Raw genomic sequence first — 15,092 nt, forward strand, 5'->3', positions numbered from 1 at the left:
TTCTGAACGTCAATGAACGAACCAGTTGCCAGCATGCTGGGGGCACGAGGCGGTTGGGGAACCGCTGAGGCCTCCCTCGCTTTCCGGTGCCGCTGAGTCCAGGGCACTTCGGTCAGGGGTGGAGTCGCGCATGTGGTGGGGGGAGCATGACCATTGAGGTCACGCATGAGCATCTGCTTGTGGAACACAGGAGTCCACAAGCCCGTCGAAGACGCGGGGAACGCCAATACCGCATCGTCCTGCTGGTCGCGGACGGCCTGGCGGCCGTTGCCGCGGCCTTCCTGATCCACGCGGCGTACGGCCGGTGGGCGGTGGCCCTGGTGCTGCCTCCGACCTGGATCGTGGCCATGCTCGCCCACCGTTCCTACGACCGCAGCACGCTGGGTCTGGGGACCGAGGAGTACCGACGGGTGCTCCGGGGGGCGGTGGCGCTGCCGGCGCTGGCCGCGGTCGTCCACTGGCTGTTCGCGCACGATGCGGGCCTCCTCCATGACATGATCATGGCCGCGGTGCCGGTCGCGGTGTTCGCCGTGCCCCTCAGGTACGCGCTGCGCCGTGGACTGCACCGGAGATGGGCCCGCAGCCGGGACCGCAGTGCGACGCTCCTGGTCGGACCGTCCAACGGCATCGTGGACATGGTCTCCGTGCTGCGGCGCGGCGGCGAACAGGAACTCCGGGCCGCCGGCGTCTGCCTGAGCGATCCGGAGAACGCCGCGGCGGTCCGCCGGCTGGGCATCCCCGTCCTCGGTGGTGTCGGCGGTATGAACGACGTCGTCCGGGCCCTGGGCATCAGCACCGTGGTGGTGCTGCCCGCGCCCGAGTTCGACGCCTCCGTCCTGCGCCGGATGTCCTGGACGGCGGCCGTCCAGGGCGTCGACTTCCTGCTCGCCCCCGTGCTGACGGACGTGTCCGCGGCCCGGCTCGCGGTGCGGACCACCAACGGGGTGCCGCTGGTGCGGATCCACCCGCCGAACCTCTCCCGCTTCTCCCGTCTGCCCAAGGAGCTCCTGGACCGCACGCTCGCGGCCCTGCTCCTGGCCCTTCTCGCGGTGCCCCTGCTGCTGGTCGCCCTGATGGTCCGGCTGGACAGCTCCGGGCCCGCCCTGTTCCGGCAGCAGCGGGTGGGCCGCTACGGCGACCACTTCACCATGCTGAAGTTCCGCACCATGCGGGCCGACTCGGAGGCCCTGCGCGCCGAGCTGGAACACCTCAACCAGAACAGTGACGGGCTGCTGTTCAAGGTGAAGGAGGACCCGCGGATCACCCGCGTCGGATCCTTCCTGCGGCGCAGCTCGCTCGATGAGCTGCCCCAGCTGATCAACGTGGTCCTGGGCCAGATGTCGCTCGTCGGCCCGCGCCCTCCGCTGCCCGAGGAGGTGGAGGAGTACACGCCGGACATCAAGCGCCGGCTGCTGGTGAAGCCGGGACTCACCGGACTGTGGCAGGTCAGCGGACGCTCCGACCTGCCCTGGGACGAGGCGGTCCGGCTCGATCTCGGATACGTGGACAACTGGTCGATGAGCCTCGACCTGTCGATCTTGGTGCGCACCGGGTCCGCCGTGGTGCGAGGAACGGGGGCCTACTGATGGACCGCACGAAGGGGAGCCGAGTGACGCAGACCAGGGAGCCGTTGGGGGTCGCGGTCGTCGGGGCCGGCTACTGGGGTCCCAACCTCGTACGCAACTTCCAGGCCAGTGACCGCTTCCGGCTGCGCTGGCTGTGCGACCTCGACGTGGACCGGGCCCAGAAGGTCCTCGGCGGCTACTCGACGGTCCAGGCCACCGCGGACTACGCGGCCGTCCTCGCCGACCCCGAGGTGGCGGCCGTCGCCGTGGCCACGCCCGCCGGGACCCACCTCGACATCGCCCTGGCCGCCCTGCGCGCCGGCAAGCACGTCCTCGTGGAGAAGCCGCTCGCGGCGACCCACGCCGACGGGCTGCGCCTGGTGACCGAGGCGGAGGAGCGCGGTCTCACCCTGATGTGCGACCACACCTACTGCTACACGCCCGCCGTGGGCCGTATCCGCGAACTGGTCCGCTCCGGCGAGCTGGGCGAGATCCACTTCGTCGACTCGGTCCGCATCAACCTCGGGCTCGTCCAGAAGGACATCGACGTGATGTGGGACCTGGCCCCGCACGACCTGTCGATCCTGGACTTCATCCTCCCCGCGGGCGTCGAACCGGTCGCCGTCGCCGCCCACGGCGCCGACCCGATCGGCGCGGGCCAGGCCTGCGTGGCCTATCTGACGCTCACGCTCAACACCGGCGCCATCGCCCATGTGCACGTCAACTGGCTGTCGCCGACCAAGGTGCGCACCACCATGGTGGGCGGATCCAAGCGGACCCTCGTCTGGGACGACCTCAACCCCGCCCAGCGGGTGGCGGTCTTCGACCGGGGCGTGGACCTGGCCTCGCCGCAGGAGATCGGCGCGGACGAGCGCCGGGACATGCTCGTCTCGTACCGCTCCGGGGACATGGTCGCGCCCGCCATCGGTGAGAAGGAGGCGCTCCGCAGCATGGTCGACGAGTTCGGCGACTCGATCGCCCAGGGCCGGGCACCGCTGACCGACGGCCGGGCCGGACTCCGGGTGCTGGACATCCTGGAGGCGGCGTCCCGCAGTCTCGAGTTCAAGGGCGCGGTCGTCGGCCTGCGCGCCGGGCGTTGACAGAACCAATCCGCTGAGAGGTAAGTGCAGTTGAGCAGCGTACGCGGCAAGAAGATCCTGGTCACCGGGGGAGCGGGCACCATCGGCTCCAACCTGGTCGACCTGCTGGCCGAGGGTGGCGCCCGCGAGATAGTCGTACTCGACAACTTCGTGCGCGGGCGGCGGGCCAACCTCGCCGAGGCCCTGCCCAGCGGTGTCGTGGAGATCGTCGAGGGTGACATCCGGGACGCCGAGACGGTACGGAAGGTCACCGAGGGCGCCGACCTGGTGTTCCACCTCGCCGCGATCCGTATCACCCAGTGCGCGGAGGAACCCCGGCTGGCCAACGAGGTGCTGGTCGACGGCACCTTCAACGTCCTGGAGGCGGCGGCCGAGGCAGGTGTGGCCAAGGTGATCGCCTCGTCCTCGGCGTCCGTCTACGGCATGGCCGAGGAGTTCCCGACCACCGAGCGCCACCACCCGTACAACAACGACACGTTCTACGGCGCGGCCAAGGCCTTCAACGAGGGCATGCTGCGCAGCTTCCACTCCATGTACGGCCTGGACTACGTAGCCCTGCGCTACTTCAACGTCTACGGCCCCCGCATGGACATCCACGGTCTCTACACCGAGGTCCTCATCCGCTGGATGGAGCGCATCGAGGCGGGCGAGCCGCCGCTGATCCTCGGCGACGGCACCCAGACCATGGACTTCGTCGACGTCCGCGACATCGCGAGAGCGAACGTCCTGGCCGCCGAGTCGGACCTCACCGACGAGGTGTTCAACGTGGCCAGCGGTACGGAGACCTCGCTCAAGGAGCTCGCCGAGGGCCTCCTGGAGGCGATGGGGGCCGACGGACTGGAGCCCGTGCACGGTCCCGCCCGCACCGTGAACTCCGTGGTGCGCCGGCTCGCGGACACCTCGCAGGCTGCCGACCGGCTCGGCTTCACCGCGCAGATCGACCTGCGTACGGGCCTCAGCGACCTGGTGCAGTGGTGGCGCGCGGAGCGGGAGGCCGCCAAGTGAGCACCGACCGCATCCCCGTGATGATCCCCTGGCTCGGTGAGGAGGAGGCCAGGGCCGCCTCCGACGCCGTGCTGTCCGGATGGGTGGCCCAGGGCCCCCGCGTCGCCGAGTTCGAGCGGGTCTTCGCCGAGCGGGTGGGTGCCGAGCACGCCGTCGCCGTCAGCTCCTGCACCACCGCCCTGCACCTGTCCCTCGTCGCGCTCGGGCTCGGCCCCGGCGACGAGGTCATCGTGCCCTCGCTGTCGTTCATCGCCACCGCCAACGCCGTACGGTACGTCGGTGCCGAGCCGGTGTTCGCCGACGTGGACCCGGCCACCGGCAACCTCACCGCGGCGACCGTGGACGCGGTGCGCACCCCGCGCACCGAGGCCGTCCTCGCCGTCCACCAGGGCGGGGTACCGGCCGATGTGCACAGCCTGCGGGCCGCCTGCGCCGAGTGGGACCTGCCCCTGGTCGAGGACGCGGCCTGCGCCATCGGCTCGACCGTCGGCGGCAAGCCCGTCGGGCACGGCGCCCTGCTCGCCGCCTGGTCCTTCCACCCCCGCAAGCTCGTCACCACCGGCGAGGGCGGCATGGTCACCACCGACGACGCCGAATGGGCGGCCCGGCTGCGCCGGCTGCGCGAGCACGGCATGAACGCCTCGGCGGCCGAGCGCCACGCCAGCAACAAGCCGGTCCTGGAGAGCTACCTCGAAGTCGGCTTCAACTACCGGATGACGGACGTCCAGGCCGCGATCGGCCTGGTCCAGCTCGGCAAGCTCGACGCGATGATCGCCCGGCGCCGTGAACTGGCGGCCCGGTACGACGAGCTGCTGCGGGACGTCGTGGGGCTCACCCCGGTGCGCGACCCCGCGCACGGGCAGAGCAACTTCCAGTCCTACTGGGTGCTGCTGGACGAGGACTTCCCCGTCGGCCGCGACGACCTGCTCGCCGCGCTCGCCGACGCCGGTGTCTCGGCGCGGCGCGGGATCATGGCCGCGCACCTCGAACCCGCCTACGCGGACCACCCGCACGCGCCCCTTCCGGTCACCGAGCGGCTCACCCGCCGCTCGCTGATCCTGCCGCTCTTCCACACCATGACCGAGGCCCAGCAGGACCGGGTCGTGGCGGCGCTGCGCGAACAGGCCGGTGGATGAACGAACTCCTGATCGTCGGCGCGGGCGGCTTCGCCCGGGAGACCGCCCAGGCCGTCGCGGACTCGGGCGAGTTCAAGCTGCTCGGACACCTCGACGACAACCCGGCCCTGCACGGCACCGAGGTGGACGGTGTGCCCGTCGTCGGCGGCTGCGAACTGGTCCACGACCTGCCCGAGGCGCGGGTGGTGATCTGCGTCGGCAACCCGAGGGACTACGCGGCCCGCGCCCGCCTGGTCCGCCGGCTCGGCCTGCCCGCGGACCGCTACGCCACCGTCATCCACCCGACGGCGGCGGTCTCGGCGACCTCGCGGGTCGGCCCCGGCTCGGTCCTCCTCGCGCACTGCGTGCTGACCGCCTCCGTGGAGGTCGGGGCGCATGTCGCCGTGATGCCGCACGTGGTGCTCACCCACGACGACGTCGTCGGGGACCACGCGACGCTCGCCTCCGGCGTCCGCCTGGGCGGGGGAGCGCGGCTGGAGCGGGGCGCCTATGTCGGCTCCGGGGCCCTGGTCAGGGAGGGCACGACGGTCGGCGCCTGGTCGCTGATCGGGATGGGAAGCAGTGTGCTCGGCGACATACCGCCGGGCGAGGTCTGGGTGGGGAGCCCGGCCCGACGACTGCGCGCGGCGGACGCGCCCGCGCTGGACGAACTCGCGAAGCGAACAGAACAGTGATGCGAACAGAACAGTGGGGGGACCGCTGACATGAACCAGATTCCGCTTGTGGACCTCAAGGCGGCCCATGAGGAGGTCGCCGAAGAGGTGCGCGCCGGATTCGAACGGGTCCTGGCGGGCACCGCGTTCATCGGGGGCGACGAGGTCCGTCAGTTCGAGCGTGAATACGCCGAGTTCGGCGGTGTGGCGCACTGCGTGGGCGTCGCCAACGGCACCGACGCGGTCGAACTCGCCCTGCGCGCGAGCGGTGTCGGTCCCGGCGACGAGGTCGTCGTACCCGCCAACACCTTCATCGCCACCGCCGGCGCGGTCGCGCGGATCGGGGCCCGCCCGGTCCTGGCGGACTGCCTGCCCGACAGCCACCTCCTGGACCCGCGGGCCGCGCTGGACGCGGTCGGCCCCGCCACCCGCGCGGTCGTACCCGTGCACCTGTACGGCCAGATGGCCGAGGTGACCGAGCTGGCGGCCCAACTGCCCGACCGGGTACGGGTCGTCGAGGACGCCGCCCAGTGCCAGGGCGCCACCCGCGACGGCCGCACGCCCGGCAGCGGCGGGATCGCGGCCACCAGCTTCTACCCGGGCAAGAACCTGGGCGCCTACGGCGACGCGGGCGCGGTCCTCACCGACGACGAGGAAGCCGCCGACCTGGTCCGCGCTATCGCCAACCACGGCGGCGTCGCCAAGTACCGCCACGACGTACCCGGGTTCAACAGCCGGCTGGACGGACTGCAGGCCGTCGTCCTGCGCGCGAAGCTGGCACGGCTGGCCGACGGCAACGCGGCCCGGCGCGCCGCCGCGGCCCGCTACGACGCGCTGCTCGCCGACCTCGCGGCCACCGGACAGATCGTGCTCCCCGTCACGGCACCCGGCAACGTCCACGTCTGGCACCTGTACGTCGTCCAGGTCCCCGGCGCCGACCGGGACGCCGTCGTCGGCAAGCTCAACGCGGAGGGCATCGGCGCGGGCGTGCACTACCCAGCCCCCGTCCACCTCACCCCGGCCTACAGCCACCTCGGCCACTCCCGGGGCGAGTTCCCCCATGCGGAGCAGGCGGCGGAGCGCATCCTTTCGCTCCCGCTGCACCCGCACATCACCCCAGACCAGCAGCAGCGCGTCGTGGACACGCTCATCCACGCGCTTCGCGGCTGACCCCCCACGGCTTCACGCTCCACGCAGGCCGCAGGGTCGGCCCTGCACAGCACCGCTGAGAGGTACACATGAAAAGATGGACCAGACGGATCAGAGGCAGTCGCCTCGCCGTCGTGGCAGCGTTGATATTGGCGGTGCTCCCGCTGACCGGGTCCGCCCAGGCGGCGTCCGATCCGTGTGGTTCGGGATCGAACCCGATCGTCTGCGAGAACTCCAAGACGGGCAGCCCCATGTCCGACTGGTTCTCGCCCAACGCCTATGGCGACATCCAGGGTTTCACCACCAAGGAGAGCGTCCAGGCGGGTGACACCGTCCAGTTCAAGGTCCAGTCGAATACCTCGTACAACATCCAGATCTACCGGCTGGGCTGGTACGGCGGCGACGGCGCGCGCCAGATGTCCACGTCGGCGCAGGCTGCGGTGACCTACCCGGCCAACTACTCGTCCAAGCCCGCCAGTTGCACCACCAAGAGCAGCACCGGACTGGTCGACTGCGGCAACTGGCCGGTGACCGCGAGCTGGACCGTGCCCAGCGACGCCGTGTCGGGCCTGTACATCGCCAACCTGACGCAGACCGACGGCAACGGCCTCATGCCGTACCCCTTCGTGGTCCGCAACGACTCCAGCACCTCCAACATCGTCGTACAGACCAGTGACCAGACCTGGCAGGCGTACAACGACTACGGCGGTCAGGACCTCTACGGCGGCACCGGCCCCGCGCCCGACGGCCGTGCCTACGAGGTCAGTTACAACCGGCCGCTGGACATCGGCGGCGACAACGGCATCTACGGCTCCGAGTACATGATGCTGTCCTGGCTGGAGCGCAACGGCTACGACGTCAGCTACACCTCCGGCGTGGACGTGTCGGGCAGCAACGGTGCCACCCTGCTGAAGAAGCACAAGGTGTACATCTCCTCCGGGCACGACGAGTACTGGACGCAGAGCCAGTACTCCAATGTGCTCGCGGCCAGAAAGGCCGGAGTCAGGGAGGCCTTCTTCAGCGGCAACGAGGTCTTCTGGAAGACCCGGCTCGCCCCGAGCATCGACGGCACCAGCACCGCCGACCGCACCCTGGTCTGCTACAAGATGACCAAGATGGCGCAGAACAACGGCATCGCCGACCCCAGCGGCGTCTGGACCGGCACCTGGATGGACCCGACCAGCACCAACTACGGTCAGACCTACCAGCCGCCGAACATCCTCACCGGCTCCATGTTCACGGTCAACGGCTACCGCAGCGACGCCATCACGGTCCCGGGTTCGTACGGCAAGAACCGGATCTGGCGCAACACCTCGATCGCGAACCTCACTTCGAGCCAGACCGCCACCTTCCCGACGGGCACCCTCGGGTACGAGTGGGACAGCGACATCGACAACGCCACCAGACCCGCCGGCGCCATCGACGTGTCGTCCACGACGGTCGACATCAACGACGGCAAGCTCCGCCAGGACTGGGGCAACGTCTACGGCAACGGCACGGCGACGCACAATCTCGTCGAGTTCCGCGACCAGGACTCCGGAGCCCTGGTGTTCGGCTCGGGGACCGTGCAGTGGTCGTGGGGCCTGACCAACATCCCGACGTACAACCCCGATGACACGGTGGTCACCGAGGACTCGCGGATGCAGCAGGCGACCGTGAACATCCTCGCCGACATGGGCGTCCAGCCGCTGACCCTGCAGAGCAACCTGGTCGGCGCCTCCGCCTCCACCGACACCACCGGTCCCAGCATCACCGTGACCAGTCCGTCCTCCGGGACCACCGTCCCGGCGCTGAAGCCGGTCACCATCAAGGGCACCGCCACCGACTCGGGCGGGGTCGTGGCCCGCGTCGAGGTGTCCACCGACGGCGGATCGACCTGGCAGGCGGCCACCGGTCTGTCGTCCTGGAGCTACAGCTGGACCCCGTCGACGCCGGGCTCGGCGTCCATCAAGGTCCGCGCGGTCGACGACAGCGTCAACATCGGTGCCGTCACCACCATCCCGATCACGGTCGGCCCCCAGGCCTGCCCCTGCTCCATCTTCGCGGCCTCGTCCGTGCCCGGCACGGTCAACGCCGGTGACGGCAGCTCGCTGGAGCTCGGCGTCAAGTTCCGCACCACGGTGGCCGGTTCGATCACCGCGGTCCGCTTCTACAAGTCGCCGGCCAACACCGGCACCCACACCGGCAGCCTGTGGAGCGCCTCCGGCACCCGCCTGGCCACCGGCACCTTCACCAACGAGACGGCGTCCGGCTGGCAGCAGCTGAACTTCGCCGCCCCGGTGACCGTCAAGGCCAACACCACCTATGTCGCCTCGTACTTCGCGCCCAACGGCGGGTACTCCTTCGACAACACCTTCGCGAACAGCGCCGCCGGCCTGGCCCCGCTGACGGGTCTGCAGACCGGTACCGACGGCGGCAACGGCGTCTACCACTACGGCTCGACGAGCGCCTTCCCGTCCTCGCAGTCCTCGGGCAGCAACTACTGGGTCGACGTGGTGCTGGACACCTCGACGGCCAGCACCACCCCGCCCACCGTCAGCTCGACGTCCCCGACCTCCGGGGCGACCGGCACCTCGATCACCGCACCGGTGTCGGCCACCTTCAGCTCGGCGATCGACACCGACAGCGTGACGTTCACCGTGAAGGACCCGGACGGCAACACCGTGCCCGGCGCGGTCACCTTCCCCGCGTCGAACAAGGTCACCTTCACCCCGTCGACGGAACTGGAGCTGAACAGCGCCTACACCGCCTCCGTCCAGGCCTCCGACGTCTGGGGCAACGCGATGACGGCCCCGGTGACCTGGAGCTTCACCACCAGCTCCACACCACCGGCGGTGACCTGCCCCTGCACGCTGTGGAGTTCGTCCGCGGTGCCGGCCACCACCGATGTGACCGGTGACACCAACTCGGTCGAGCTGGGCACCCGGTTCACGTCCTCCTCGGCGGGCTGGATCACCGGTGTCACCTTCTACAAGGGCACCGGCAACACGGGCACCCACACCGGCAGCCTGTGGGGCGACGACGGCACCCTGCTCGCCAGCGGCACCTTCACCAACGAGACGGCGTCCGGCTGGCAGACGCTGACCTTCGCCACCCCGGTGGCGATCACCGCGGACACGGCGTACGTCGTCTCCTACCACGCGCCGAACGGCAACTACGCGGTGGACGGCGGCTACTTCTCGGCGGCCCACCAGTCCTATCCGCTGACGGCCACGGCCGACACGACCGCGCACCACAACGGGCTCTACCGGTACGGCAGCAGCTCGGCCTTCCCGAACAGCTCCTACGGATCGTCGAACTACTGGGTCGGCCCGGTCTTCACCGCCGACAACCCGAGCGCCCAGCTGGCGAAGGTCTCCTCCTCCGAGGTGACCACGTCCCTGCTGGCGCACACCGCCGACGCGACCAGCCCGCTGGTGGCGAGCCTGCCCGCCGATGTGAAGCTGTCGTCGGTCCAGGCGACGGTGACCGTCCTGAAGGGCTCCAAGGCGGCCAAGAAGCTCCATGTCACGGCCGTCACCTCCTACAACCGGTCCACCCACAAGGTGACCGTCCATCTGTCCAGCCCGCTGCCGGACGGCACCCGGTTCAAGGTCACGCTCACGGTGAAGGACCGGAACCGTCACACGGTGAAGTCCCACACCTGGACGCTGACCAGCAAGACCACCGTCCGCAAGAAGAAGAACTGACCGACATCACCCCACCGGTGGTGGTCCCCCGCGAGGCCGCGGGGGACCACCACCGGGGATTGGCTTCCCCCATCAGATGAGCACCGTCAGTGTTGTGATCCCGTGCTACAAGTACGGCCATTTCCTCGCCGACTGCGTGAGCAGCGTCCTGGACGAGCAGGACGGCGTGGACGTCCGGGTACTCATCATCGACGACGCCTCACCCGACGACTCGGCGGAGGTCGCGCAGAAGCTGGCGGCCTCCGACCCGCGTATCGACGTCCTCGTCCACAGGACCAACAAGGGCCATATCGCCACCTATAACGAGGGCCTGCTGGAGTGGGCCGACAGCGACTACGTCGCCCTTCTGTCGGCCGACGACCGCCTGGTTCCCGGCGCCCTGGTCCGCGCCGCCGCCCTCCTGGACGCCCACCCCGAGGCCGGGTTCGCCTACGGGCGCCCCCTGCGCTTCCAGCACGGCGGCCCGCTGCCCAAGGCCCGTACGCACAGCACCGGTTCGGTGGTCTACCCCGGCCACTGGTGGCTGGAGCGGCGCTTTCGCGAGGGCACCGGCTGCATCACCTCACCCGAGGTCGTCGTCCGCACCAGCCTGCAGCGGAAGGTCGGCGGCTACGACCCCGCCCTCCCCCACGCCGGTGACATCGAGATGTGGATGCGGCTCGCCGCCCACGCCGACGTCGGCTACGTCCGCGGCGCCGACCAGGCCTTCTACCGCGTCCACGGCAACAACATGTCCACCACCGACTTCGGTGGCCAGCTCGACGACCTGCGCCAGCGCCTGGTCGCCTTCGACTCGGTCCTCACCAAGTGCGGCGACCTGCTCCCGCACGCCGACCGCCTGGCCGACCAGGTCCACACCCGTCTCGCCCGCTTCGCGCTGCGCCGGGCCTACCGGGCCTACGACCGCGGGCGCACCGGTGTCGTACCGGTCGACGACTGCGTGGCCTTCGCCGAGCAGTGCCTGCCCGGGTACCGGCGGCTGCCCGAGTACCGCGCGCTGCGGCTGCGCGAGCGGATCGGGCCCAGGGCCATGCCCTATCTGCAACCGCTGGTCTGGTCGGCCGTGTTCGAGCGCGGGCGCGAGATGCTGTGGTGGGAGTCCTGGAAGCGCCGCGGTATCTGATGAGCCGGCACCACCACTCAGTTGGGCACGGGCACCGGGCCGGCGTGCCGGCGCGTGGAGTCCTTGCGGCGGCTCAGCGCGAACCGGTCGACCCACAGCGCGCCCACGACGCCGGCGGCCAGTCCCAGCAGCGCCACTCCCGCCAGGCCCCGGCTCTTGTTGCCCTGCACCTCGGCGGCGCTCGGGGCGACCAGGACGGAGGCGGTGATCCGCCCCTCGGAGGGGACCTGCTGCCCCGTCTGGATCTGCTCGACATGCCGGGTGTAGACGTCGATCACTCGGCGCACGGCCGTCACCGCGGCGTCGGCGCCGGAGGCCTGCGACTGCACCTGGAGGGAGGGGATCAGATAGCGGGGCGTGGCGCTCGTACCGCTGTTGCGGGGGATCAGATGGTAGGTCCCCCGCACGCCGGCCGCCCTCAGCTCCCTGGTCCCCGCCGGAGACTGCAGCTGCTGGATGACCGAGTACGAGACCATCGCCAGCGGCGGCTGGAGGTTGGTCAGCTGGTTGGGCTGGTTCTGTGTCACGGGCGGCTTGAGGACGACCACCGCGGACCCCACATACTGGGGGGTGGGGCGGATCACCGAGTACGCCCCGGCGGCCGTCAACAGCAGTGCGGCCACCAGCACGTACCAGCGGCGCAGCAGTGCATCGGCCACGTTCCCAGGCGACATTCGGGTTCCTTCCGTCACTGCCGATACTGGCAGGCTGTGGGGCGGGATGCCACCGGATCGGGGGAGGAATTGTGAGCCTTGGCGAGATATGGGCCATTCTGCGCCGGCGTTGGTACTTCATGGTGCCCTTCACCGTGCTCAGCCTGCTCGGCGGCGCCTATCTGTATGTGTCCGTCCCCGTCTCCTACGAGTCGCAGAGCTCGGTCGCGCTGCTCGACTCCTCGGCCGTCGCCCGGCTGGCCCCGACCTTCGGCAACCCCATCTCGAACGCGGGCGGTTCGCTGATCGTCACCGCCGACGTGCTGATCAGGACCCTGGAATCCAGCGACGCCGCCAAGGAGTTGCAGGGCCGGGGCGTCACCGACCAGTACACGGCCGGCTTCGCCCCGGAGAGCGACAGCCCGCTGCTGGTGCTCGGCGTCACCGGCACCGACCGGGCGAAGGTGCTCAAGGAGACCAACACCCTGACCACCTTCGCCGGTGAGCAGCTCGACGCGCTGCAGGCCGCCGCCAAGGTCCCGCCGGCCTATCTCGTGCAGACCGCGCCCGTCGTGCTGCCGCAGACCCCGGTGGCGAAGTCCAAGAGCCGCTACCAGGACATCGCGGCCGTGATCATCCTGGGTGTCGTCAGCGCCTTCCTGCTGTCGATCCTGATGGAGGGCGTCGCCGTGGTCCGCCGCCGGCGCAGCCTGTCCAAGCGTGTCGCGCCGAAGCCGACGAGGACCCCGCAGCGGGAACGGCCGGGCTGGCTGAGCCGCAGGGTGGACGCGACCGCGGTCCTCACCGTCTATCTGGTGCTGGCCTTCTTCATCCCGTCCAACCTGGCCCTGCCCGCCCTCGGCGGCGTCGGCACCCCGGCCAACGTCTTCGCCCTGCTGGGGCTGCTGTGGTACCTCGCGACCTGGCTCGGCGGCCGGGTCCTGCCCGCGCCGGGCACCCGGCTGGTCCGGATCGCGCTGTGCGTGCTCGGACTCGCCGTCATGGCGGCGTACATCGCGGACGCCATGCGCGAGAGCTCCCACGAGGAGGTACTCGGCGCCGACCGCGGGCTCATCGGGTTCCTGGTGTGGGTCTCCCTGGTCGTGCTGACCTCTGCGGCCGTCCAGGAGCGCGACCGACTGGACGTGCTGATGCGCCGTGTCGTGGTGATGGCGTCCCTCGTGGCCGCGATCGGCTTCTACGACTTCTTCGCGGCCACCAACATCGCCGACTCCATCCACATCCCGGGTCTGCAGAGCAGCGTGGCCGCGGTGACCACCCTGGACCGGGGCGCCTTCACCCGCCCCCGTGCCACCACCGCCCAGCCGCTGGAGTTCGCCGGCATGCTGGCGATCCTGCTGCCCTTCGCGATCCAGCAGGCCCTCGATCCGGTACGCCGCCATCTGCACGTCCTGCGCCGCTGGGCGCCGGTGGCGCTGATGGCCGGTGCGCTGCCCCTGTCGGTGTCGAGGACCTCGATCATCGGTCTGCTCATCGTCGCCCTGGTGATGGTGCCCCGCTGGAAGCCGGCCCGCCGCTGGGCCGCGATCGGCGTGATGACGGCCTCCGTGGCCGTCTTCAAGGTGCTGATCCCCGGGCTGATCGGCACGATCACTGGCCTCTTCGCGTCGTTCCTGTCCAACTCCGACAGCAGCACCCAGGCCCGCACCGTCAAGTACAGCGCGATCGTGCCTTACCTGAAGGAACATCCGCTGTTCGGACGGGGCTTCGGCACCTTCACCCCCGACCTGTACTTCTTCACGGACAACCAGTACATGCTCGGTCTGGCCGAGATGGGCCTGCTGGGACTGGTCGCCCTGTTCACCCTGTTCATCACCGGTATCCACCAGGGCGGCGCCATCCGGCGGCTGGCCCGCACCGACTCCGACCGGGAACTGGGGCAGGCGTTCTTCGCCTCGTCGTTGGTGGCCCTGGTCATCAGCGCCACCTTCGACTCGCTCAGCTTCCCCATGTTCGCCGGCATGTACTTCCTGATCCTGGGGGCCGGGGCCAGCTATCTGGGCTTCATCCGCCGCGAGGCGGCCGCCGCCACGGTGCCGGCGCCCCGCCGGACCTCCGAAGACCAGCTCCCCCAACTCGTGGAGTCCCGTTGAGCCCGATCGCCGTCCTCGTCGTCACCTGGAACAGCGCCTCGGTGCTCCCCGGGTTCCTCGCCGCCCTTCCCGACGGCATGGCCGGCCTGGACTGGCGGCTGGTCGTCGCCGACAACGACTCCTCCGACGACACCGTGGAGGTGCTGCGGACGCTGGCCCCCGACGCCACGGTGGTCCGCACGGGCCGTAACGCCGGATACGCGGCGGGCGTCAACGCGGCGCTGGACGCCGCCGGCGACCACGGGGGCGTACTGATCTGCAACCCCGACATCCGGATGCGGCAGGGCTGCGCCAAACGGCTCGTCGACCAGCTGGGCGACGGGGTGGGCATCGCCGTACCCCTCCTCTACGACGAGGGCCGGGACACGCCCCACTTCTCGCTGCGCCGTGAGTCCAGCGTGTCCCGGGCGCTGGGCGAGGCCGTGATCGGCAACCGCCGGGCCGGGCGCTTCCCGCGCCTGAGCGAACTCGTCACCGACCCCGCCGCATACCGGCGCCCCACCCGCGCGGACTGGGCGACCGGGGCGCTCATGGCCGTCTCGGCCGACTGTCTGGCCGCGTGCGGTCCGTGGGACGAGTCCTTCTTCCTCTACTCGGAGGAGACCGAGTACTGCCTGCGCGCCCGTGACCTGGGCTACGCCACCCAGCTGGAGCCGACGGCCGAGGCCGTCCACCTGGGCGGCGACTCCCAGGTGTCGCCCCGGCTGTGGACCCTGCTCACCCTCAATCGGGTACGGCTCTACCGGCGGCGGCACACCGCCCTCGCCACGCTGTTCTTCCGGGGGGCGGTGTTCCTGCGCGAGGCGTCGAGGGCGGCCTTCGGCCGCCGGGCCAGCCGTATGGCGGCGACCGCGCTGCTCAGGCCGGGCGCGCTGCGGGCCACGCCGGGACCGTGAGGGCCGGCC

General features: G+C 70.6%; 11 protein-coding genes. 10 read left to right on the top strand and 1 reads right to left on the bottom strand.

Annotated features, from left to right (window positions below; all coding sequences use genetic code 11):
• Positions 1 to 146 precede the first annotated feature (146 nt).
• The 8 genes from ABZT17_RS04780 to ABZT17_RS04815 all read left to right on the top strand — a co-directional run bounded on the left by ABZT17_RS04780 (position 147) and on the right by ABZT17_RS04815 (position 11,420).
• Positions 147 to 1,586 (top strand): sugar transferase, encoded by a 1,440-nt coding sequence (locus ABZT17_RS04780; protein ID WP_356343685.1) that lies wholly within the window; start codon positions 147 to 149, stop codon positions 1,584 to 1,586.
• A gap of 23 nt (positions 1,587 to 1,609) precedes the next feature.
• Positions 1,610 to 2,665 (top strand): Gfo/Idh/MocA family oxidoreductase, encoded by a 1,056-nt coding sequence (locus tag ABZT17_RS04785; protein ID WP_356343687.1) that lies wholly within the window; start codon positions 1,610 to 1,612, stop codon positions 2,663 to 2,665.
• 24 nt (positions 2,666 to 2,689) lie between these two features.
• Positions 2,690 to 3,670, top strand: a complete 981-nt coding sequence (locus ABZT17_RS04790; protein WP_356343689.1) for an SDR family NAD(P)-dependent oxidoreductase — start codon at positions 2,690 to 2,692, stop codon at positions 3,668 to 3,670.
• Complete coding sequence (locus ABZT17_RS04795) at positions 3,667 to 4,806, top strand: DegT/DnrJ/EryC1/StrS family aminotransferase (RefSeq protein WP_356343692.1); 1,140 nt, start codon at positions 3,667 to 3,669, stop codon at positions 4,804 to 4,806. Before ABZT17_RS04790 ends, ABZT17_RS04795 begins: the two co-directional genes overlap by 4 nt.
• On the top strand, positions 4,803 to 5,480 hold the full coding sequence (locus tag ABZT17_RS04800) for an acetyltransferase (protein ID WP_356343694.1): 678 nt from the start codon (positions 4,803 to 4,805) through the stop codon (positions 5,478 to 5,480). Before ABZT17_RS04795 ends, ABZT17_RS04800 begins: the two co-directional genes overlap by 4 nt.
• Before the next feature lie 30 nt (positions 5,481 to 5,510).
• Positions 5,511 to 6,629: a DegT/DnrJ/EryC1/StrS family aminotransferase gene (locus ABZT17_RS04805; protein ID WP_356343696.1), complete on the top strand. Its 1,119-nt coding sequence runs from the start codon at positions 5,511 to 5,513 to the stop codon at positions 6,627 to 6,629.
• Between the two features lie 113 nt (positions 6,630 to 6,742).
• Positions 6,743 to 10,297 (top strand): DUF4082 domain-containing protein, encoded by a 3,555-nt coding sequence (locus ABZT17_RS04810; RefSeq protein ID WP_356343698.1) that lies wholly within the window; start codon positions 6,743 to 6,745, stop codon positions 10,295 to 10,297.
• A 76-nt stretch (positions 10,298 to 10,373) separates the two neighbouring features.
• Complete coding sequence (locus ABZT17_RS04815; protein WP_356343701.1) at positions 10,374 to 11,420, top strand: glycosyltransferase; 1,047 nt, start codon at positions 10,374 to 10,376, stop codon at positions 11,418 to 11,420.
• 17 nt (positions 11,421 to 11,437) lie between these two features.
• Here the strand turns inward: ABZT17_RS04815 and ABZT17_RS04820 are convergent, their stop codons facing one another.
• Positions 11,438 to 12,079 carry a hypothetical protein gene (locus ABZT17_RS04820; RefSeq protein ID WP_356343703.1) on the bottom strand — a complete coding sequence of 214 codons (642 nt, stop codon included), beginning with the start codon at positions 12,077 to 12,079 and terminating at the stop codon, positions 11,438 to 11,440.
• An 86-nt stretch (positions 12,080 to 12,165) separates the two neighbouring features.
• Between ABZT17_RS04820 and ABZT17_RS04825 the strand changes: the two genes are divergently transcribed.
• Together ABZT17_RS04825 and ABZT17_RS04830 are read left to right on the top strand one after the other, a co-directional pair.
• Positions 12,166 to 14,187 carry an O-antigen ligase family protein gene (locus tag ABZT17_RS04825; protein WP_356343705.1) on the top strand — a complete coding sequence of 674 codons (2,022 nt, stop codon included), beginning with the start codon at positions 12,166 to 12,168 and terminating at the stop codon, positions 14,185 to 14,187.
• A complete protein-coding gene (locus tag ABZT17_RS04830; RefSeq protein ID WP_356343708.1) occupies positions 14,184 to 15,083 on the top strand; it encodes a glycosyltransferase family 2 protein in 900 nt (299 codons plus the stop codon). Before ABZT17_RS04825 ends, ABZT17_RS04830 begins: the two co-directional genes overlap by 4 nt.
• Positions 15,084 to 15,092: the final 9 nt, after the last annotated feature.

This window comes from Streptomyces sp. NPDC005648, from assembly GCF_040605395.1.
GTDB lineage: Bacteria > Actinomycetota > Actinomycetes > Streptomycetales > Streptomycetaceae > Streptomyces.

Bases quoted from the DNA above. Each gene is read 5' to 3' on its own strand.
- ABZT17_RS04780 (WP_356343685.1), top strand. From the start codon at position 147: ATGACCATTGAGGTCACGCATGAGCATCTGCTTGTGGAACACAGGAGT.
- ABZT17_RS04800 (WP_356343694.1), top strand. From the start codon at position 4,803: ATGAACGAACTCCTGATCGTCGGCGCGGGCGGCTTCGCCCGGGAGACC.
- ABZT17_RS04805 (WP_356343696.1), top strand. From the start codon at position 5,511: ATGAACCAGATTCCGCTTGTGGACCTCAAGGCGGCCCATGAGGAGGTC.
- ABZT17_RS04815 (WP_356343701.1), top strand. From the start codon at position 10,374: ATGAGCACCGTCAGTGTTGTGATCCCGTGCTACAAGTACGGCCATTTC.